Below are 21,324 nucleotides of genomic sequence, written 5' to 3'. Positions count from 1 at the left end.
GGTGACAGTATTATCTCTGTTCCAGCGGCTCTTCGTTGCCTCACGCCCCATTAGTTGGGTCAACACTGCATACCCTTTCGCTCTGACCTACTACCTCTTGACCGGTTCCGTTGATCTCACGCTAGTGGTTGGCACCTTCTTCTTCCTCGTACCCTACAATCTGGTCATGTACGGGGTTAATGACGTCTTCGATTACGCCTCAGACCTCGCTAACCCCCGCAAAGGAGGGGTTGAGGGAGCTCTGCTTGCTCCTGAAAGTCACCGGGCAGTCTTGCTGGCCTGCGGTCTGTGTTCCCTACCATTCCTCCTCTATCTTTGGTGGGTGTCACCGCTAGTAGCCGGCCTTTTCTTAGCCTTACTAATGCTCGATGTGGTGGGCTATTCCATGCCTCCCTTGCGCACCAAAGAACGTGCATTTTTAGACTCTTTGACTTCTAGCATCCACTTCGTGGGCCCAGCCGTATATGCCGTCTTCTTGACTGGCACCCCCTGGTCTGCCTCACTTATATTCATCATGGTGAGTTTTTTAGCCTGGGGCATGGCAGCTCATGCTTTTGGGGCAGTGCAAGATATCCTCCCAGACCGTACAGCGGGGCTCAGCTCTATCGCCACCGCGCTCGGTGCCTGTACCACGGTACGCCTGGCCATAAGCTTCTGGGCCCTCAGTGGGCTTTTGTTACTCCTCGTGGGCTGGCCCATCAGCCTTCTCGCTGTTCTAGTCACTCCCTACATTGCGATGGCAGCACCCTTTATACACATCACCGACGACACCTCTATGAAAACCAATCGAGGCTGGCGCCATTTTCTGTGGATTAACTACAGCGTAGGTTTCCTGCTCACCCTCTTCATCATTGCAATCCACCTCATCGCAGACTAAACCCTCATAAAACTCATGGCAGGACGCCGCACCCAGTCCGGGCGTGGCGTCCTCACTTTTCTTGGGTTCAGTTACTTCCAAAGCCTGTTCTTAGTGTGCACACTGGAGGCCTTAATCTGCACCCAGTCAGGGCAGGGCAGGCGCAGTGCCTTCTCACAGCCAGACAGCGCGGTAATTATAGACTCACAGCGCTTATTGAACTCGCCTACATTGGTCTTATCAACAATCTGCCCCGGGAAGTGGCGGTGCATCTTAGAGACCGAATCAGAAGACTCCTGCAAACCGTGACCGGAATGCCCAGGAATGTGCTTCACCAGAACTCGGCGCTCGCGGATTGCCTCAGTGAGTTTCTGCATCTCATCAATGACCTGCTGATTCTGCACGCCTTCAGTAACCCATTGGTTATAACACCAGCGGTTATGAGCTAGCCGCAACACAAAGGTCAGGGCGCCCAGCGAGTCAGTGTGAATAATCAGCTGTCGACCACCGTGGTAAAAGATGTTGAAGGCAGCCAGCATGGCAGAAAGCTCACCGGTCATAATATTGGTGGCATCGTAATGGGAGTGAAAGAAGAAGCCGTCTTCACTCACGCCGCCTATGCCCATACGCCCACCCTTAAGGTAGCGCTTGTTATTGGTCGCTCTGAAAGAACAGTCGGTAAAGACACTGTACTCCACGAGCTTCTCGACGGGCAGAGGGGCAGTGTGCTTCTCCAACTCGTTGTGAGCTAGACGTGAGGCTTCGTCCATGAGGTGCGGCATCAGCTCACCTGCCTGAGTGCCAATAAGCTTCACGTGAATCTCCCCCAGCGAGTGAACCTCATAGGGGTTCATCACCTTATCCAAAGAACGGTACTCCAAGAAACTCTTGAAGACGGGGAGCTTACGGAAGAGCAGCTTAAGGTAATGCTTATCTGCAGCCGCTGTCATCAGATTGGTCTTGTACTCAGCCGGAACCGCCTGAATAGCCGCCACAATAGCGCGACCCAGCATATCGGTATGCACCTCATCGCAGGGAGTCATCAACGAGTGTGTCAATGATTCAGCAATCGGCTCACACTCGATAACCTCACGGTCACCGTTCTCACGCGATACATAAATAAGAGTGGTCAGCCCAACATGGCAGTCCCCTGCCGCGCGCACCTGATCCATAATGACCGCAATAACGGCTACGCCCTGCTCAGTAAACCCTGCCGGGTAGGAGCTCGTATAATCCGGGGGCTCCCAAGTCAGCTCGCACTTTTTGATTTGTGCAGGTGTAATTTCCACATTATTCACCTCCAATGGGGGTGTCTATCTTTGTTTTACTTACGCTTTAAAGCTATACCACCCCATCAACGATTAGCCAACAGACTAGAGGAACAGAGTAAAAGCAACGGGGTAGGTCAGGTTGTGCCCAGTAGGTGGGCGCACAGCAGATTGGCTTTCTATCATGAAAAAATAAGGACGCCCGCCGCAACGTCACTGTTGCGGCGGGCGTCCTTAGCGTTGAGCGGGCCCTATTAGCTGATGGGTTTGAGAGAGCCAACCAGGGAGAAGAGGTCTTTGGGGTCCTCAGGGTCAGCAATAAGCTCAATGGAGTCCTGCAGTTCGGTGCCGGCGGTCAAGTCGCGCACACATCGCAAGGCGGCAAAGTCAGCAATAGCGAAGCCTACCGAATCGAAGAGAGTAATTTCTTCAGCTGAGCGGCGGCCAGGCTCCTCGCCAGTTAGAACCTTCCAGAACTCCACCACGGGAAAGTCCTCTTCAACCTGCTGAATCTCGCCCTCGATACGGGTCTGGGGCGGGAATTCAACGAAGACGGTAGAGTCGCGCACAATCTGCTCATCCAGCTCGGTCTTGCCGGGGCAGTCGCCGCCTACAGCGTTAAGGTGCACGCCAGGCTTGACGTGGTGGCGGGCCAGGATGGTGTTCTGCGCTTTATCAGCGGTGCAAGTGGTGATGATATCGGCGCCATCTACTGCCTCGTCCACTGAGGATGTAAGGCGGATGCGGAAGCCCAGGGGCTCCATGTTACGGCGGAACTTATCCATCGCTTCGGGGTCGGTGTCAAAGATGACGAGGTCTTCAATGCCCATAGCAGCGCGGAAGCCCAGTGCCTGGAACTCAGACTGAGAGCCGGTACCAATCATGGCCATGGTGCGCGAGTCAGGGCGAGCCAGTTTCTTAGCGACCATAGCTGAGGTGGCAGCGGTGCGCAGGGCGGTCAGCAGAGTCATTTCTGAAATGAAGGTGGGGTAGCCATTATCAACGTCCGCCAGCATGCCGTACGCGGTAACAGTCTGGAAGCCGCGAGCAGGGTTTGAAGGGTGCCCGTTGACGTATTTGAAGGAATACTCTTCACCGTCTGAAGTGGGCATCAACTCGATAACACCGAAGGGGGTGTGGCTGGCGACGCGAGCAATTTTGTCGAACTTTTCCCAGCGCTTGAAGTCGCGTTCTAGGTAGTCAATCATGGTACCAATGATTTTTTCAACGCTTTCGCGCTGAATCCAACGAGCCATGTTGGTGACGTTAACAAACTGAACCATTCTAGAAAACTCCTCCTTGAGTTTGAACGGAAATAAACATAAACCTGTGACTGCGATAACGATACCCGGCTTTACCTACCACCGGTACCTCAAAAATGTACATTTTTTGCAGGGTGAAGAGCAGATTGTATATACAGAGTTAGCATTATGTACATGAGATCACTAAGCGACCTAGAACATCGACTGCTCACCGAGCTCCGTTCCAACGGCAGAGCACCAGTTTCGCAGCTCGCTGAGAAACTGGGTGTCACGCGCGCAACGGTGACCAAGAAGATGGGGCAGCTGGAAACAGAGGGAATCATCGTAGGCTACACGGTGCGTACCGCTTCAGATGCCCTGGAGCCGGGTGTACGTGCCATCTCTATGGTGATTGTTGAACGCAAGAACTCCAGCCAAGCCATTGCGGATGTGCGTGGTATTCCCGAGGTAACAGCCCTGCACACCACAAACGGTCACTGGGACTTAGTCCTTGAAATTGCCTGCCGTGATTTACCGGATTTTGATCGAGTCTTGCACCATATCCGCTCAGTCAAGGGTGTGGTCAACACCGAATCTAGCCTGCTGTTACGCACTATTAGCAGGTAGCTGATGACCAAGCTTCCTACGCGCTAAAAGGGCGGGCACTCTTTCACGAGTGCCCGCCCTTCTTGACGGTAACCAGCTAGCGTTCGTCGCGCTGTTCAGAGTCCCCCTGAGGGAGATCTTCATGGATGTTCACGGCCCCGCGCTGACGCTCCAGGTAAGCATCAGCCGAAGGGACGTGGGCGACCACGGGGAAGTCACCGGTGTAGCCCTCGCGCACCCGGGCGATTTCGTTGACTCGCTTACGGACCAGGAACCAGCCAATAATCAGGATGGGGACCATCAGCAGGAAGGTACCCAGCGTCCAGGTACCTACCGGGTAATCAATAGCCATCAGTACAAGTACAGCAGCCAAGAAGACAAGGACAAGCCAGTCACTCACCGGTGAGAAGGGGGCACGGTAGTCCGGGCGCACATACTTGCCTTGCTTAGTCAATTTGATGAATTTCATGTGGGATAGGGTGATAGCTGCCCAGCCCGCCATGGTACCCAGGGCACCCATGTTGAGCACAATTTCAAAAGCGTTCTCGGGAACTACAAAGTTGAGGAAGACACCAGCAACTGCAACAAAAGCGGTTATCACGATTCCCCCGAAAGGCACACCACTCTTCGTTAGTTTGCCGGCAAATGCAGGGGCAGAACCAGCCTGAGCCATGGAATACATGATGCGGCCGGTGGAGTAAAGCCCAGCGTTAAGGGAGGAAAGCGCTGCGGTAATAACGACCAGCTGCATGATAGGAGCCGCGTAGTCCACCCCAATAGAACCAAAGAAGGTAACGAAGGGCGAGACACCTGCGGAGTAAGCAGTGTAGGGCAGCAGCAGGCAGAGCAAGAGGACAGAACCAACGTAGAAAATAGCGATACGCAGAATCACGGTGTTGATGGCCTGAGGGATGATTCTGCGGGCATCCTGAGTTTCGCCAGAGGTAGTACCGACCAACTCGATACCGGCATAGGCAAAGACCACACCCTGCACCACAATGAGGGCAGGTAGCACGCCGTTGGGCAACAGCCCCCCGTTATCCACAATGAGCGAGAAGCCGGTGGGGGTGCCGGTGGGGGTGCCAAAGATAACCATGTAAATACCCACGATCATGAAGATGACCAGTGCACTAATTTTGATGAGGGAGAACCAGAATTCCAGCTCACCAAAGACCTTGACCGAGAGCATATTGAAGAAGAGCACAAAGGCAACCACGAAGAGGGCAATAACCCACTGATCCAGCCCCGCAATAAACTCGCTGTACTGACCGAACCAGAGAATATATATCGCCACGGCGGTGGCATCTGCCACCAGAGTCATTGCCCAGTTGAGCCAGTAAAGCCAACCCGACACATAGGCCGCTTTCTCACCGTAGAACTCGCGGGAGTAGGACACGAAAGAGCCGGATGATGGGCGGTGGACGATAAGCTCACCCAAGGCACGCAGAATGAGGTAGCCAAAGAAACCGCAAATAGCGTAAAGAATGAAGAGGGAGGGGCCAGCAGACTCGAGACGCGAGCCCGCACCCAAAAAAAGACCGGTGCCGATGGCGCTACCCATGGCAATCATTTGAAGCTGACGGCGGCCAAGACCCTGGTGTAGACCAGCTTCCTCGTGCGCGAAGGCGTCGTCAGACGCAATCTGTTGTGGTGTCTTGTGTGACATGACGTCCCTTTTTCTCTTAGTGAGGGTTTCAAGTCACAGGTTTATAGTTAGCTAGATTACATTCATGACAGAACTTTGGGAAGTAGTCTCACTAAATTTCTCGGCCATTCTTATAATTTCTGGCAGGACTTGGAGCGGGTAAAGGTGTACCCGCCCACACGACACCCCACCGCAGGTTCACTTTCTACCATCAAAAAATAAAAGACGCCCGCCGCAACATGAGCGTTACGGCGGGCGGCCTATAGGTTATGGGGTTAGGAGGTAAAAACTCTTAGTAACCTTCAGGGAGCACACGTACCCCGCCCTTATCGGCTGAGGACGCCATCATGGCGTAGGCACGCAGAGCTTTAGACACCTGACGTTCACGGGGCTTGGTGGGTACCCAAGGCAGGGGGCCCTTGGCAGCACGGCGGGCTTCTAGCACTTCATCGGGCACATTGACCTGCAACAGGCGCTCGTGCACGTTGATTTCGATCTCGTCACCGGTCTCAATCAGGGCGATAGCACCACCTGCAGCAGCCTCGGGTGAGACGTGGCCAATGGAGATACCCGAGGTACCACCGGAGAAACGGCCGTCAGTGATCAGTGCACAGGTCTTACCCAGCCCGAGACCCTTGAGGTAGGAGGTGGGGTAGAGCATTTCCTGCATGCCGGGGCCACCGCGGGGGCCCTCGTACTGAATGACGATGATATCGCCCTCTTTAACGTTCTTGGAGAGAATTTCAAAGACGGCCTCGTCCTGAGATTCAACCACGAAGGCACGGCCCTTGAAATGGAAGAGCTCCTCATCAATGCCAGCGCTCTTGATGATCGCACCATCGAGGGCGATGTTGCCGCGCAGAACCGCCAGCCCACCGTCCTTGGTATAGGCGTGCTCAACACTGCGAATGCAGCCGTTCTCGGCGTCAGTTTCCAGGGATTCGTACTGGTTAGCGGTTGAGAAAGCCTGGGTGGTACGCACGCCACCGGGGGCTGCGCGGAAGAGTTCCTTGGCACGTTCAGAGGCAGTGCCGGAGCGGACGTCCCACTCCCCCAGCCAGGTGTCCAAATTGTCGGCGTGAACAGAATGAACGTTCTGCTTTAGCATCCCGGCACGGTTGAGCTCACCCAGTAGGGCGGGGATGCCGCCGGCGCGGTGCACGTGCTCAATGTGGTATTTGGTGGAGTTAGGGGCTACCTTGGCAAGGCAGGGAACTCGGCGGGAAATATCGTCGATATCCTGAAGGATAAAGTCAACCTCAGCCTCGTTAGCAATCGCCAGGATGTGCAGCACAGTATTGGTGGAGCCGCCCATAGCGACGTCCAGCGCCATAGCGTTCTCAAAAGCCTCTTTGGTAGCAATGGAGCGGGGTAGTACGCTCTCGTCGTCCTGCTCGTAGTAGCGCTTTGCCAGATTAACAATGGAGGTGCCGGCGTCCAGGAACAGCTGCTTGCGGGCGATCTGGGTTGCTAGGGTGGTGCCATTGCCGGGCAGGGCAAGACCAATTGCTTCATTGAGGCAGTTCATGGAGTTAGCTGTGAACATACCAGCACAGGAACCGCAGGTGGGGCAGGCGTTCTTTTCGATCTGGGCAAGCTGCTCATCGGTGACGGACTCATCCACTGCCATCGACATGGCATCGACAAGGTCCAGGCGGTGCTCAACAACGCCCTCAATACCTTCACCGGATTCCATGGGACCACCGGAGACGAAGATGGTGGGGATGTTCAGGCGCATGGCGGCCAGCAACATGCCGGGTGTGATTTTGTCGCAGTTAGAGATGCAAACCAGGGCGTCAGCGCGGTGGGCGTTGACCATGTACTCCACGGAGTCCGCGATGAGGTCGCGGGAGGGTAGGGAGTAGAGCATGCCGTCATGGCCCATGGCGATGCCGTCGTCCACCGCGATGGTGTTGAATTCTTTGGCGACGCCGCCAGCTTCTTGAATGGCGCCAGCGACCAGGTCGCCCATGTTTTTAAGGTGGACGTGGCCAGGCACGAACTGGGTGTAGGAGTTGGCAATAGCAATGATGGGCTTGCCGAAGTCGTCATCGCCCATACCGGTGGCGCGCCAAAGCGCGCGGGCACCAGCCATGTTCCTGCCGTGAGTTGATGTTCGCGAGCGCAGTTCAGGCATTGTATTCCCCTTGATAACTGGTGGTAGTCGTCTTTGGGTATATAGTCTACGCCGGGACGCCGGTGAGGGTATATGCGCCCCCAGGTGTTCTCAGATAGTGGAGTTTAGACGGTGGTGGGTTTTTCTATGAGCAGCACCCGGGGCGGGTCACGGTTGCCCGCCACCCACCCCGGTATTACCCTGGTTAGGCCAGAGGGATACACACCTCAGTGACGAGCTGATCGGCGGGAACCTCATCCGGAGTAGTGAGATAGAAGCTGAAGTTTTTTGCTTCAAGGGAACCTCCACCCATAGGCACAAGCCCGTCCTCGGCGATTCTTTCGGCTAGCAGATTATATGCTTGCGTGATGCCTTCATAGGGGCCAACTAACCTAGCCACTAGGCAGTCGCGAGCAGGGAGCTCATGAATCATCAGTGGAGTAGCTACCTGTGTTCCTAACGCGACAGGAACAAAAATCTCCTGGTCCACATCACGCTCGGTGTACTCCCTATCGTGTTCGATCACCCCGCAGGGTGCACCAGCTTTAATTCCTTGACGGTCTAGCTCCGGCATCATGCGTTCCCAAAGCAGGTGCTCATCTGAGTAGGTAGGGATAACGCCACGTAGGGCGACAATAGTCATGGCGTCGATAGTGCGCCGTTCAATGGTGATGTCCATGCTGATTTCTCCTTCAATAAGGTGGTTGATAAGAGCCAGCCGAGCCTGGGCTGCGCGCGTCTCTTCAAGAACGGTCTGACGTTGGAGTTCCAACGCAGCTGACCATGTTTGAGTACCGCGGGCAACGAGAAGAGCTGAAATAGCTGAAACGCCAAACCCGACGTCGCGAAGGTTCCGAATATCAGCGGCATCCCGCAACTGGTGAGGTGCGTAGCGGCGGTATCCGGTCCAGGGATCAACGTGGACAGGGACGAGCACACCGTGAGCGTCGTAGTGCCGCAACATACGCACAGATAGACGTGTCAGGGAACTGAACTCGCCAATAGTCATGAGGTTCGTGGTTTCAGCCATAGCCCCAGTATGTGCCCTTACATCATGTCAGGGTCAATACAGACGTTTAAGGAGGCTTGCTCTTAAGGGTGGCGCCTCACGACGCACGCCACAAGAATGTTTTATGTAAGTCCCCTGTCACAAACCTGACACAGAGAAATATTGAAGGACTTAGCTTCAGGGCTTGGGGTTGGCGGCGGTCAAAAGGTTAGCTAGAAATACGGCACTTCCACACTGTTAAGCGCCGCTACAGCCGTAGGATCAACCCAAGGAGCAGCAATGCCCATCAACACAGACCGTATTTTGACCACCCACGTCGGCTCCCTGCCGCGCACCGACCGCTTGCGTGAGGCAAACGCCCGCCGCCAGGCAGGTGACCTGTCCGAAGCTGACTTCCAGCAGATTCTTACTGAAGAGGTCCACGCAATTGTTGCACAGCAGGTAGAGCTGGGCATCGATATTGTGAACGACGGCGAATACGGCCACGCCATGACAAATACCGTGGATTACGGTGCCTGGTGGACCTATAGCTTTGCCCGCACCGGTGGGCTAGAGCTAACGGAGGATAACCCGGCGTTTGAAGTTGTGCGCTCCACCCCCGGGGACCTGCGCTACACCAGTTTTGCTGACCGCCGTGATCGAGCTGCTTTCCTCAGCGCCTACGACGAGGTGGTAGACGTTGATCTCAAAGTCGTGGATGCCTTTCCTGCCGCCACTAGCGCTATCAGCTACATCGGGCAGGAGGACGTCGCCAGCGATGTCCGCAACCTCACCGGCGCGCTCAAGGGTAGCGGGGCGCACTCAGGTTTTATCGCAGCTCTTTCCCCCGGATCTGCAGCCCGCGTTGGCAACAAGCACTACGCCACCGACCGCGACTTCCTCTTCGCCTGGGCAGACGTCCTCAAGCAGGAGTACAAGGCAATTACGGACGCCGGGCTCACCCTGCAGATTGATGATCCCTCCATCGCAGAGGGCTGGGATCAGATCAACCCCGAACCCAGCGTCAGTGATTACCTCGCCTTTATTCAGGACTCAGTGGACGCGCTCAACTACGCCTTAGAAGACATTCCTACCGAGCTCACCCGCTTCCACCTTTGCTGGGGTTCCTGGCACGGCCCCCACACCACCGACCTGGAATTCAAACACATCGCCAAGACCATGCTCTCTATCGATGCGCAAGGCTACACCTTTGAGGCAGCCAACGTGCGTCACGCCCACGAATGGAAGGTCTGGGAAAACCTAGAACTGCCGGAGGGCAAGTACATTGTGCCCGGCGTTGTTTCGCACTCTACCAACGTGGTGGAACACCCCGAGCTGGTAGCTCAGCGCATCGAGCAGTTCGCCTCGGTGGTGGGCAAAGAAAATGTGGTTGCTTCTACCGACTGCGGCTTGGGCGGACGCATTCACCCAGAAATCGCTGTAGCTAAACTGGCATCCCTATCTCAGGGGGCCGCATTAGCGTCCCAGCGTCTCTTCTAAAGACGCAGACGCTTACTCACTGAACTGGCAGGGTGGCTAGGGCTTGGGCTCTAGCCACCCTGCCAGTTAAGTAGCACCTGCCAGAAGGCTTACTTGACGCCACGCTCCTCCTGCAGACCCGGGGTGCATATAAGATTTTTTAAAATATGACCGCAGTTTTCCATGACCAACGAATGTAGTTCGCAGCACCAGATAAAAACAAACTACAGGTCCATGACTATCGCAGATACTCCATTGATTCAGCGAGTCTCGCGCCCACCCAACATCCAACCCCTAAAATATTAAAAATGCACCAGGAATTGTGAAACAATCTCTCACCTCTTGCATTTTCTGCACATAAATCATTCGCTTAGGGGAGCCCCATGGGAAAGTTCGAACGCATCTATCATGACCTTGCTCGTGATATCGATGAAGGTAAATACAAGGTTGGCGACCTTCTACCCAGTGAAAAAATGTTGACCGAAAAGTACGCTGTGTCTAGGGAAACAGCGCGCAAGGCCCTAGCCATCTTGACTGACCGTGGCTACATTCAGCGCATTATGGGGAAAGGCTCACTGGTAGTAGACCACAAACGCTACTCCATCCCAGTATCCTCCCTCGTCAGTTACAAGGAATTTGCTGAATCTGCCAGCAAAACCGCTCATACTGAACTCATCTCCATTGAAGAAGGCATACTCCCTCCCGTGCCTTTTCAGCCCCTAGCAGTCAAAGAAGAGGTCACCTCCATCCCCGTGACCCATATCATTCGCGTACGTCATATGGACGGGATCCCTGCAATCATCGATTATGACTACATTGCGAAAAGCGTGGCTCCCATCATCCCCCAGCGTGCAGCAGAGAACTCCCTCTACCAATATTTTGAAGAGGAGCTAAACCTCAGCATCACTTCATCTGCTAAGCAAATTACAGTGGAACCGGCCACCCCCAACGATGCCAAATACCTTAATTTGCACGCTGGCGAATATGTAGCTGTTACTACCTCAATTACCGTATTAGAAGATGGCACAGCTTTTCAGTACACCATCTCACGGCATAGAGCGGACAAGTTCCGCTATCTAGATTTTGCCCATCGCCGTCAAAACATTCCTGAATCCGAATAAAGTGCCGGGAACTTTTTATCGCCTAGCTCCGCACCTGTCTAACAGGTAAGATTAAAGCTTGCCCAAGTGGCACGCTTTTTCTTTTTCACTACGGACCCATCGCGCCACCAAAGGCATTCACGAGAGCAGTCGAACTTTATGAGCATGCGCAACGCCGTCATCTACCAGATCTACCCCAAGTCCTTCTATGACTCTACCGGTAGTGGCACCGGCGACTTGCGCGGCATCATCGAGAAGGTTCCATACATTACCTCACTCGGTGTAGATATGGTCTGGTTCAACCCCTTCTTCATCTCGCCCCAAAACGACAACGGCTACGACATTGCCGACTACTACAATATTGACCCCACCATGGGTAGCATGGCCGATGTTGAAGAACTCATTGCGGCCCTCACAGCAGAGGGCGTTGGTGTCATGTTCGATATGGTGCTCAACCACGTTTCCATCGAACACGAATGGTTCCAGCGCGCCCTGGCTGGTGAGCAGGAGTACCAGGACTTCTTCTACCTCCGCCCCCTCCAGGAAGACGGATCACTCCCCACTAACTGGGAATCCAAGTTTGGTGGCAAGTCCTGGAGCCAGTTTGGTGAAACCGACCTCTACTACCTTCACCTCTACGACACCACCCAGGCAGACCTCAACTGGCACAACCCCCGCGTCCGCCAGGAACTCTTCAAGGTCGTCAACTTCTGGGCGGATAAGGGCGTGCGCGGCTTCCGCTTCGACGTCCTGAACGTCATTGGTAAAGACACCATTTTGCATGACGCGGCGCCAGGTGAGAACGACAAGCTGCTCTACACCGACACCGAACGAGTGCACCCCTGGGTGCAGGAACTCAACCGGGAAACCTTCGGCAGTCTGGAGGGTGCAATCACCGTAGGTGAGATGTCCTCCACCACCATCAAGAGCAGCGTGCGTTACACCAACCCCGCCAACCGCGAGCTAGATATGGTCTTTAGCTTCCACCACCTCAAGGTGGACTACGTGGATGGCCAAAAATGGTCCGATACGCCCTTCCGCTTTATGGAACTCAAGCAGCTACTCACCGACTGGGCTGTGGGCATCCAGGCAGGCGGGGGTTGGCAGGCGTCCTTCTTCAATAACCACGACCAGCCGCGCGCCCTCAACCGCTTTGGTGACGCCGGCACCTACCGGGTGCAGTCCGCTCAGATGCTGGCCGCGGCCACTCACCTGACCCGAGGCACTCCCTACATCTATATGGGTGAAGAGATTGGTATGACAGACCCTGTCTATGAGTCCATGGACGACTACGTGGATATCGAGAGCCATAACGCCTACAAGATTCTCTGCAATGAGGGCATTCACCCGGCTGACGCCTTTAAAATTATCACCAAGAAATCCCGTGATAATTCGCGTACCCCCATGCAGTGGACGTCCGGAGCTAATGCCGGTTTCACCTCGGGCAAGCCCTGGCTACGCCCCACTTCACACGATGAAATCAATGTTGAGGCTGAGGAGCGCGAGGGGCAGATTCTGCCCTTCTACCGCCGCCTGGTTCAGCTTCGCCACGATATGCCGCTGATCGCGGAGGGCACCTATGAGCCCTTCGCCCGCGAGCATGAAAGCGTCTATGCTTTTGTTCGCGAACACGAGGGTCAGCGTCTGCTGGTCCTCAATAATTTCTACGGCACCGAAACTAGCCTTAAGATTCCCGTGGACTTCGCTACTGGTAGCGTGCTGCTCAGCAACTATGGGCAGACCGAGCTAGGCGAAACCCTCACCCTGGCCCCCTACCAGACCCTGGCAATCCTGGCGAGCGAGAAGACAGCATGAGGCGCGGGGTGCGTCCTGTGTGCCGCACCCCGGTGCATGTAGCTTAGAGGTACTCGAAGTTAATCTCGGTCTCTCTATCGAAGAAGGTACAGCGGGTCGGGGCGATAGTAATGCGCATTCCCGCTTCGATCTCGTGCTTACCCAAGAGACGAATTGCTAACGAGCCGGTGCGCAGGGTGCCAGGAAGCTCACCGGCAGGACGCACGTAGGCGAAGGACTCTGCGCCCAGCTGTTCCACGTGGGTTACATTAACCGGCACACCGTCATCCTCAATATCCCAGTGTTCGGGGCGGACACCAACGATGACCTGGTCCCCTATCTTGCCCACGAATTCCTCGGGAATGGGCACCTCAATACCCGGCGCTATCTGAGCGGTGGTCACCGAGCCGGGAATCACTGGAACCTGCTCAATCAGAGCCATCGACGGTGAGCCAATAAAGCCCGCCACGAAGGTGTTGCCGGGGTGGCGGTAGAGGTGCATGGGTTCATCAACCTGCTGCAAGATGCCATCTTTGAGAACCGCCACGCGGTCGCCCATAGTCATCGCTTCGGTTTGATCGTGGGTCACATAAATAGTGGTGACGCCCAGTTTGCGTTGCATCTCGGCAATCTGTGCGCGGGTAGAGACACGCAGGCGGGCATCCAGGTTGGACAAGGGTTCATCCATGAGAAAGACCTGCGGTTCGCGCACAATAGCTCGCCCCATGGCAACACGCTGACGCTGGCCACCGGACATATTGGCGGGTTTGGTGTCCAGCAAAGGCTCCAGTTCAAGCATGGCCGCAGCGTTCTCTACCCGCCGGTTGATTTCGTCCTTCGCCATACCCGCGTTCTCCAGCGCAAAAGCCATATTCTGGCGCGCCGTCATATTGGGGTAGAGGGCGTAGGACTGGAAAACCATGGCGACGTCCCGGTCGCGCGGACGCAACTCCGTCACGTCCTTACCGCCAATGAGCACACTGCCCTCGTTGACCGGTTCCAAACCGGCGACCATGCGCAGGCAGGTCGATTTGCCGGAGCCCGAAGGCCCAACAAGGGTGAGGAACTCACCGTCCCGCACGTGAATATTCACGCGGTGCACAGCGGCAGGGCGTGAGGGGTCGTAGATGCGGGAGATGTGCTGAAGTTGGACGTCGACCATGGTTTTCCTTGTACTGACGGGCGTGGTTTAGAGATGGGGCTTGATGTCGCGGTCGATGACCTTCTGGGTTTCCTCCTGCAGGGAAGAGAGAACCTCAGTAACATCCTGACCTGCAACGATGCGGTCCAGTGCTCCACCGATACGCTTGCCACCACCATTGACAAATACACGGGCGTAATCCTGGGACGCAGTATTTTCGCTCAACTGTTCAATGGCGGTTCGGGCGTTGGGGTTCTCATCCAAGAAAGCTGCCTCATCAGGATGCTCGGCGGCGTCCTTACGAACGGGCATGTAACCGGTAGCCTGAGTGAACTCAATGGTGCTCTCGGTGCTGGTGAGCCAGTCAATGAACTTAGCTGCCTTAGCCTTGCGCTCATCTGAGATGCCGGCGGGGATCGACAGACCAGCACCGCCGGTGGGGCAGCCGGGCGCAGGGCCGGGCATAAAGGCGGTGATGAAAGGGACGCTGGCGCTTTCGGTCATGCCGCCCAGAGAGCCGGTGGATGCCAGGGTCGCAGCGGTGTTACCTATGCCGAACTCGTTTTCGGCGTCCTTAGAAATGACGATGTGGCCAGCTTTAACCTGGTCCTGTAAGAACTTAGCTGCTTCTACTGTCTTCTCGTCAGTGAAGGTGGGATCCCATTCCTTGGAGTAGTGACCGCCGAAGGTCCACATCATGCCCTGGAAGTACCAGTCCAGGTAGTTTGACCCGTCGGGGATCGACAGAGCCGCCTTACCGCCGTTAGCTTCTAGAAGTTTGGGCGCCCATTCGGCGAATTCCTGCCAGGTTTCGGGGCCGCGGTCGGTGGGCAGACCAGCTTTAGCTAGCAGGTCAGTGTTCAGGTACATGAGGCAGGTTGAGCGTGAGTAGGGTACGCCGTAGTGCTTGCCGTCGTAAATGTAGTCGCCTAGCAGGGTGTCAACGTAGGTGGAGGTGTCGATACCTTCTGACTCCCAGATATCGTCCAGCGGGGTGGTTGCCTCGGTGAAGGCGAAGTTGAACCAGGTGACATCCGATGCAACGACGATATCGGGCAGCTGGCCACCGGATAAAGCTGCGTTGAACTTCTGTGCCAGCTCCTCATAGTTGGCGCCAGCATCAATGAGTTGCACCTGGTCATCGGGGTTATCTGCGTTCCACTGGTCGATCAGCTTCTGCTCAACATCGCGGGAGCTACCGGGGTGGTTTGACCAGAATTGTAGGGGGCCGCTAGCTTCCTGCCCATCTGAAGATGAGGTGGAAGTGCCAGTTCCGGCGCAAGCGCTCAGTAGGGCGGCAGAGAGACCTAAGCCTGAGATGCTCAGCATGTGACGGCGTGAGATGTTCATGTATTCTCCTGTGAGGTAAGAAGAGGTGAGTTGTTGGGTGGGGGCTTAAGAGATGCAGGTGGCAGGCGGTTTAGCCCTTGACTGCACCTGCAGTGAGACCCTTAATCATGGATCGCTGCAGGAGAAGGAAGACGAGAATCATGGGCAGGGTTGCCAGAATGGTGCCCGCCATGACGGGGCCCCAATTGGTGAGACCCTCATTGTTTTGAAGCAGGGTCAGGCCGATTTGCAGGGGTGCCACACGCCCGGTGTCTGAGATGAGGAAGGGCCAGAGGTACTGGTTCCATTCATTGACCGAGGTGATGAGGATAAAAGCCATCAGGGTAGGCCAGGACATGGGCAGGACGACCTTGAAAAGGGTCTTGAAGAAGCCCGCGCCGTCCATAGTTGCCGCTTCCATAATCTCAGCCGGTAGGGAGCGGAAGTGGTTGCGCATGAGGAAGGTACCGAAAGCAACGCCGGCCAGGGGCACGATAATACCTGTGAAGGTGTCACGCCAGCCCAGCTGAGAGACCAGGGCGTAGTTGGAGATAATGGTGATTTCGTTGGGTACCATCAGGGTGCCAATCACCAAGAAGAAGAGGGCATTGACGCCGGGGAATTTTATAAAGGCAAAGGCGTAAGCGCTGAGCACCCCCAGAGAGACCTTGATGACCACCAGAATCGAGGTGATGATGATGGAGTTCATCAGGTACTGGTCGAAGTTGAGGGTGTCCCAGACGTAGGAGAAGTTCTGCGGAACCCAAACGCTGGGAACCCACTTGATAGGGTCAGCGTAGATATCGGCGTGATTCTTCAACGAAGTGATGACCACGAAGTAGAGGGGCAAGGCGATTACCAGGGCGGCAATGATGGCACCGGCGTAGCCACCGATTTTGCTCAGTGGGCTAATGCCCAGAGCCACCTGCTGCCGTGGCTTTTCTTTGCGCGCTTTGGTCTTACCCGCAGCTTTGGAGCCGCGGCTGGCAGTCTCTTTTTTGGCAACAGGCGGGATGACCTGTTTGAAGGCGTCCTCAGAACGATGAGTGTTCATGGCTTACTTATCCCTTTCCTGCATACGAACCTGAACCACGGTGATAACTAGAACCGCCAAGAACATGACGGTTGCAATGGCAGCACCGTAGCCTGCACGGGAATTAACGAAGGTCTCCTGATAGACCTGGTAAACCAGGGTGGTGGTGGAGGTTTCCAGGGGGCCACCGCGGGTCATCACGTTGATGATGTCGAAGACCTGTAAGGAGTTCAGTAGCACGGTGATGGAGAGGAAGAAGGTGGTGGGACGCAGCTGCGGCAAGGTGACCTTGAAAAACTTGCGGAGGCGCGGGGTGCGGTCAATTTCTGCCGCTTCATCGAGATCTTTGCGCAGGCCCTGCAAGGCGGCGAGGTAAATGACGAAGGTATAGCCCAGGTTCTTCCAGATATAGGTGGTCGTAATCATGAACAGGGCCCAGTTGGGGTTGGTGTAGAACTGGGGCGAGTCAAGACCGACCCTGCCAAGAAGGTCTTGAATCAGACCGTAGCCGGGGTCAAAGACAAACTGGAAGGCAACACCAACCGCCGCACCCGAAATAACGTAGGGGGCAAAGACCAGCGAGCGGACCGCGTTGCGCCCCTTGAGGGGCCGGTCCAGCAGCAACGCCAAAGCAAGACCAAGAACCATCGATCCAGCAACAGCAGCCACCGTGAAGATGGCGGTCTGCAGGACAATCTGCCAGCTGACGGGGTTTTGTGCCCATTCGATGTAGTTATCAAGACCGACGAAGGTGGCCGGGCGCGTGGAGGCGATGTTCCAGTTATAGAACGACAAACGAATGTTATCGATCAGGGGTCGGTAAGTGAAGACCAGTAGCAGGATCAGGTTGGGCAAGACCAGGGCAAGACCCAGCAGGGTTGCCTTGGTTCCGCGCTTGTATTTGCGCTGGGGCGGTTCGTGGGTGGGAGTCGAATTTTCGAGTCCAGGAATGGTGGGTGCGGTCACATAGCTGAATTTATCCTAAAAAAATGAACAGGTAGTGTATTGCATCACTCCGGCAACTAAATCGTGGCGCACTTTTAGGTTATTTCACCGGTCAGCATTCACTCCTGTAGCCAGTGTGCCCAGCCATCCTGGTGCAGCACTCTACATTTTGACGCTGCGCAGAGTTCGCAGAGCCACAAGAGCTGCAAGCACCATGACCACCGCACCGATCAGGGAGGTGTAGACCGCTCCAGAGTCGAAGGCATGACGGGCTGAATCTAACAGTTGCTCAGCCAGGGCAGGTTCTAGATGCTGGGCAACGCTAGTGGCCCCACCCAAGGTTTCACGGGCCACATCAGCTGCAGCGGCATCCACCCCTTCGGGAACAACCACCCGAGCAGCATATACCGCGTTCAGAATGGACCCCAGCACGGCGGTGCCCATCACCGAACCGGTTTCGTAAGCAGTCTCAGAGATAGCGGACGCCGCTCCCGCCTTGGGTGCGGGGACACTGGTCATAATGATGTCATTGGAGAGGGTCTCGGCCATACCGATACCTGCACCCAGCAGAGCGAAAGCCAGAATAATACCCAGATCAGACTCCACCCGTGCTGAGTAGGCTACCAGCGCAAAGGCTAGAGAGCTGAGCATCAGCGCAAAAGCCACCACATGGGAGGGCTTAAAGCGCTTGACCATCTTGACCACCAACAGCCCCATAATCACCGTCATGGCAAGCCCGGGCAGCAGCAAGAAGCTTGCCTGCAGGGGTGAATGGCCACTGACTAACTGCATATGCTGGGAGACAAAGTACAAGAAGCCAACCAGAGCAAAGACTGCCAGTAGATTGGCGGCTACCGCACCCGAGAAACGCGGGTTGGTGAAAAGGCGGACGTCCAACATGGGGTTGTTGCGTGCCAGCTGGCGGCGAGTGAAAAGCACACCTGCGATCACTGCTACCACTAGGGTGAGCGCGGTTTGCAAATCAAACCCAGCGGTCGCAAAGTGCTTGATGGAGTAAACCAGCGGTGCCATGGTTAGCATGACCAAGGCGATAGAGAGCGGGTCAATAGCACCGGGGTTAGGGTCTTTAGATTCAGGCAACACCAGGGGCCCGGCAATGAGTAGAGGCAGGAGCACCGGTACTGCCATCAAGAAAATTGAGCCCCAGCTGAAGTGTTCAAGAAGCACTCCACCAACGATAGGGCCCAGGGCAGCGCCACCTGAGAAACCCGCAGCCCAAATAGCGATAGCGGTGCGACGCTCAACAGCGTCTTCAAACATATTTCTGATGATGGAGAGGGTGGCGGGCATCAGCATGGCGCCGAAGAAGCCCATGGCGGCACGGGCTGCGATGAGCCAGTCAGCGGTGGGGGCGAAGGCAGCAGCTGCCGAGATGACAGTGAAACCCGTGCCACCGACCAGCAGCAGACGGCGGCGGCCCAGGCGGTCCCCCAGACTACCGGCTGGCACCAGTAGACCCGCGAGAATGAGCGGGTAGATATCGGTAATCCACAGCAGCTGGGTGCCGGTGGGATTAAGCTGTGCAGAAATGACCGGCAAGGCAAAGGAAAGCACAGTGTTATCAACAGACACCAAAAGCACCGGTAGCATCAGCACAGCTAATGCCCACCAGCGTTTGGGGTAGGGCGTTGTTGATACGGGGTTCACGGCCGGGATTTGGCCGGTTGCCGAGCGCATGGGCACCTCAATACTTTAGGGGTTAGTAATTCTTACCCAAGATACTGTACCGTCTGGACGGTTCTACATCAAGGGTTTTGCGTGTACCCTGGAATACATGAGTGCACGCGAAAAGATATTGGATGCCTACGAAAGAGTGCTTGTTGAGAACGGTGAACGCGCCGCTACTTTAGAGGCCATAGCCAAAGCTGCAGGTGTCTCTAAGGGGGGTTTGCTCTACCACTTCAAGGACAAGCGGGCTTTGGCATCCGGGCTTTTGCAGCGCCTTGAGACCCTAGCTGAAGACGACGCAGTTCTCATGAGCCAGGACCCCGCTGGGGCCACCAACTATTATGTGCGCACCTCGGTCTGGCAGGACTCCCCTCGGGACCGCACCATCATTTCAGTCACGCGCCTGGGCAATGAGTTTCAACCAGCGGTGAACACCGCCATGAAGCGGGTGCAAGACCGCTGGCTCAGCCTGCTTGAGGATGAGGTGAAGGACCCCCACGTTGCGCGGGCAATTTTGCTGATTGGGGACGGTCTCTACTACAACGCGGTGCTATCACAGGCAGGGGACAGCAGCGAGAAAGTAACCTCAGCACAGGGGCAGAGCCCCTCTCCCAGCCCAGCAGATATCGAAGGTCTACTGGGGGCTATCAGCAAGCTGGTAGACAACGCAGCCTAGAGCCGCTCACGCAACCTACAGGCACTGAGCGCTCTAGTGCAGCAGGCGACCGATAGCTTGGATTGGCTCATCAGCCAGGGTAAGGGAATCACTCTTGAGCAGCGCTCAGCGGTTGCTGAGAATATTGTGGCTGCCAAGATTACTGCCCACGAGGTGAGCCTGGAGGTCACTCAGAGAGTCTTTGATGTGACCGGTGCAAGAGCCACCAAGACCGAACTTGGGTTAGACCGACACTGGCGAGATGTCCGCACTCATACCCTGCATGACCCTGTTGCCTATAAGTGCAAGGAGCTGGGCACCTACCTGCTGAACGGTGAGTTGCCTGTTCCTAGCGCCTATCAGTAAAACGCAGAGGCGCGACCTCTCCGCACAGGTAAACTGCGCGGGGAGGATTGGCAGGTTTTAGAGCCACTCTTTCTTTTTGAAAACCAACCAGAGTCCCAGGGAAACCGCCACCATCACCCCTAACGCAAAGGGGTAGCCAAAAGTCCAGTGGAGCTCGGGCATATCGTCAAAGTTCATGCCGTAGATTGACCCGACGATGGTAGGGGCAACGAAGATAGCTGCCCACGCTGAAATTTTCTTCATGTCATCATTCTGACGTTCAGCAACAATCGTGGCATTGACCTGCAGAGCATTTTCTAGGGAAGTGAACAGGTCATCCACCCGCTCGCTCACGTGCACCGCATGATCGTGCACATCGCGGTAGTGGCGCAGGAGTTCCAGGGTTTCTTCTTGTTGCCGCTCGGCACCCGCGTTGGCTTGCGTGCGGAGCCTGCCCATAATGAGCTCTAACATCTGCGCCACCGGTTTGACGGCGCGCTTGAAGTCACTGACTTCATTGAGCAGTCCGTAGATGCGCTGGGAGATTTCTGAGGCTTCATAATTATCTCCAAAGAGGGAGTCTTCAATCTTGTCCCCGTCATTTTCTAGGCCCTCGACTACGGGTATATAACCATCAACTAGGCCATCCATGAGCTGGTGTAAGAATTTCATGGGGGTGGGCTCGTCTTCAAGACGGGCGAAAGCGGCTTCCATGACTTCTTGGGAGTGAACCTCTGAGCGCAAGGAGTCTTTATTAAGCCAGATTACGAAGCGTGGACCAACAAAGACGCGGGCCTCACCGAACCTGATTTCCTCGAGTTCATCGACATAGACGGTGGGCTTAAGCACCATAAAGTAGATATCACCGTATTTTTCCATTTTGGCGCGCTGGTGACCAAATTCACAGTGTTCAACCGCGAGACGGTGCAGGCCAAAGGTGTCATTGAGCCAGGCGAGGTCAGTATCTGTGGGGTTGCTGATCCCGATAAAGGCTTGTTCACCGGCCCGGTAAGCATCGATGGTCTGTTGTACCGAATCGCTAGGTCGAGCAGCGCCGGCGTCAGGGTTGAGGACATTCAGGAGAAGAGGCATGG

General features: G+C 55.7%; 18 protein-coding genes. 7 read left to right on the top strand and 11 right to left on the bottom strand.

The annotated features are described in order from the left end of the window. Position 1 precedes the first annotated feature (1 nt). A complete protein-coding gene (locus VVR27_RS06170) occupies positions 2-877 on the top strand; it encodes a prenyltransferase (protein ID WP_368547581.1) in 876 nt (291 codons plus the stop codon). 71 nt (positions 878-948) lie between these two features. Here the strand turns inward: VVR27_RS06170 and VVR27_RS06165 are convergent, their stop codons facing one another. Together VVR27_RS06165 and VVR27_RS06160 are read right to left on the bottom strand one after the other, a co-directional pair. Further along, complete coding sequence (locus VVR27_RS06165) at positions 949-2,145, bottom strand: RNase H family protein (protein WP_251380317.1); 1,197 nt, start codon at positions 2,143-2,145, stop codon at positions 949-951. Between the two features lie 233 nt (positions 2,146-2,378). After that, the gene (locus VVR27_RS06160) at positions 2,379-3,407 is read right to left on the bottom strand and encodes an ornithine cyclodeaminase (RefSeq protein ID WP_346923900.1); all 1,029 of its coding nucleotides are present in this window, start codon (positions 3,405-3,407) and stop codon (positions 2,379-2,381) included. A gap of 153 nt (positions 3,408-3,560) precedes the next feature. Between VVR27_RS06160 and VVR27_RS06155 the strand changes: the two genes are divergently transcribed. Further along, positions 3,561-3,992 (top strand): Lrp/AsnC family transcriptional regulator, encoded by a 432-nt coding sequence (locus VVR27_RS06155; protein ID WP_251380319.1) that lies wholly within the window; start codon positions 3,561-3,563, stop codon positions 3,990-3,992. Between the two features lie 76 nt (positions 3,993-4,068). On the opposite strand, the gene VVR27_RS06150 is transcribed toward VVR27_RS06155, so the two are convergent. From VVR27_RS06150 to VVR27_RS06140, 3 genes are all read right to left on the bottom strand, one after another. Beyond that, complete coding sequence (locus tag VVR27_RS06150) at positions 4,069-5,637, bottom strand: amino acid permease (RefSeq protein ID WP_251380320.1); 1,569 nt, start codon at positions 5,635-5,637, stop codon at positions 4,069-4,071. A gap of 271 nt (positions 5,638-5,908) precedes the next feature. After that, on the bottom strand, positions 5,909-7,753 hold the full coding sequence (gene ilvD / locus VVR27_RS06145) for a dihydroxy-acid dehydratase (RefSeq protein ID WP_368547580.1): 1,845 nt from the start codon (positions 7,751-7,753) through the stop codon (positions 5,909-5,911). A 184-nt stretch (positions 7,754-7,937) separates the two neighbouring features. Further along, positions 7,938-8,762 carry a MerR family transcriptional regulator gene (locus VVR27_RS06140; protein ID WP_368547579.1) on the bottom strand — a complete coding sequence of 275 codons (825 nt, stop codon included), beginning with the start codon at positions 8,760-8,762 and terminating at the stop codon, positions 7,938-7,940. A gap of 258 nt (positions 8,763-9,020) precedes the next feature. Between VVR27_RS06140 and VVR27_RS06135 the strand changes: the two genes are divergently transcribed. The 3 genes from VVR27_RS06135 (at position 9,021) to treC (ending at position 13,114) form a co-directional block, all read left to right on the top strand. Next, positions 9,021-10,220, top strand: a complete 1,200-nt coding sequence (locus VVR27_RS06135; protein WP_345446445.1) for a cobalamin-independent methionine synthase II family protein — start codon at positions 9,021-9,023, stop codon at positions 10,218-10,220. A 362-nt stretch (positions 10,221-10,582) separates the two neighbouring features. Continuing rightward, positions 10,583-11,320, top strand: a complete 738-nt coding sequence (treR, locus tag VVR27_RS06130; RefSeq protein ID WP_251380323.1) for a trehalose operon repressor — start codon at positions 10,583-10,585, stop codon at positions 11,318-11,320. Between the two features lie 138 nt (positions 11,321-11,458). Continuing rightward, positions 11,459-13,114 carry an alpha,alpha-phosphotrehalase gene (gene treC / locus VVR27_RS06125; protein ID WP_368547578.1) on the top strand — a complete coding sequence of 552 codons (1,656 nt, stop codon included), beginning with the start codon at positions 11,459-11,461 and terminating at the stop codon, positions 13,112-13,114. Positions 13,115-13,157: 43 nt separating this feature from the next. On the opposite strand, the gene VVR27_RS06120 is transcribed toward treC, so the two are convergent. From VVR27_RS06120 to VVR27_RS06100, 5 genes are all read right to left on the bottom strand, one after another. Further along, complete coding sequence (locus tag VVR27_RS06120) at positions 13,158-14,255, bottom strand: ABC transporter ATP-binding protein (RefSeq protein ID WP_368547576.1); 1,098 nt, start codon at positions 14,253-14,255, stop codon at positions 13,158-13,160. 27 nt (positions 14,256-14,282) lie between these two features. Further along, positions 14,283-15,584 (bottom strand): ABC transporter substrate-binding protein, encoded by a 1,302-nt coding sequence (locus VVR27_RS06115; protein ID WP_368547575.1) that lies wholly within the window; start codon positions 15,582-15,584, stop codon positions 14,283-14,285. Positions 15,585-15,654: 70 nt separating this feature from the next. Beyond that, positions 15,655-16,617, bottom strand: a complete 963-nt coding sequence (locus VVR27_RS06110; RefSeq protein ID WP_368547574.1) for a carbohydrate ABC transporter permease — start codon at positions 16,615-16,617, stop codon at positions 15,655-15,657. A gap of 3 nt (positions 16,618-16,620) precedes the next feature. Continuing rightward, positions 16,621-17,562, bottom strand: a complete 942-nt coding sequence (locus tag VVR27_RS06105; protein ID WP_346872768.1) for a sugar ABC transporter permease — start codon at positions 17,560-17,562, stop codon at positions 16,621-16,623. Between the two features lie 141 nt (positions 17,563-17,703). After that, positions 17,704-19,239, bottom strand: coding sequence for an MFS transporter (locus tag VVR27_RS06100; protein WP_368547713.1), 1,536 nt, complete (start codon positions 19,237-19,239; stop codon positions 17,704-17,706). 97 nt (positions 19,240-19,336) lie between these two features. Here VVR27_RS06100 and VVR27_RS06095 point away from each other — a divergent pair, with 97 nt between their 5' ends. After that, positions 19,337-19,906 carry a TetR/AcrR family transcriptional regulator gene (locus VVR27_RS06095; RefSeq protein ID WP_346872766.1) on the top strand — a complete coding sequence of 190 codons (570 nt, stop codon included), beginning with the start codon at positions 19,337-19,339 and terminating at the stop codon, positions 19,904-19,906. A 24-nt stretch (positions 19,907-19,930) separates the two neighbouring features. Then, positions 19,931-20,251 (top strand): acyl-CoA dehydrogenase family protein, encoded by a 321-nt coding sequence (locus VVR27_RS06090; protein ID WP_346872790.1) that lies wholly within the window; start codon positions 19,931-19,933, stop codon positions 20,249-20,251. A 57-nt stretch (positions 20,252-20,308) separates the two neighbouring features. Here VVR27_RS06090 and VVR27_RS06085 read toward each other — a convergent pair whose 3' ends face one another. Next, a complete protein-coding gene (locus VVR27_RS06085) occupies positions 20,309-21,322 on the bottom strand; it encodes a magnesium and cobalt transport protein CorA (protein WP_368547573.1) in 1,014 nt (337 codons plus the stop codon). Positions 21,323-21,324: the final 2 nt, after the last annotated feature.

It is taken from the genome of Rothia sp. LK2492 (assembly GCF_040946345.1).
Lineage (GTDB): Bacteria > Actinomycetota > Actinomycetes > Actinomycetales > Micrococcaceae > Rothia > Rothia endophytica.
Note: the sequence above shows the minus strand (reverse complement) of the source record. Positions and strands in the feature narration are given on the sequence as shown.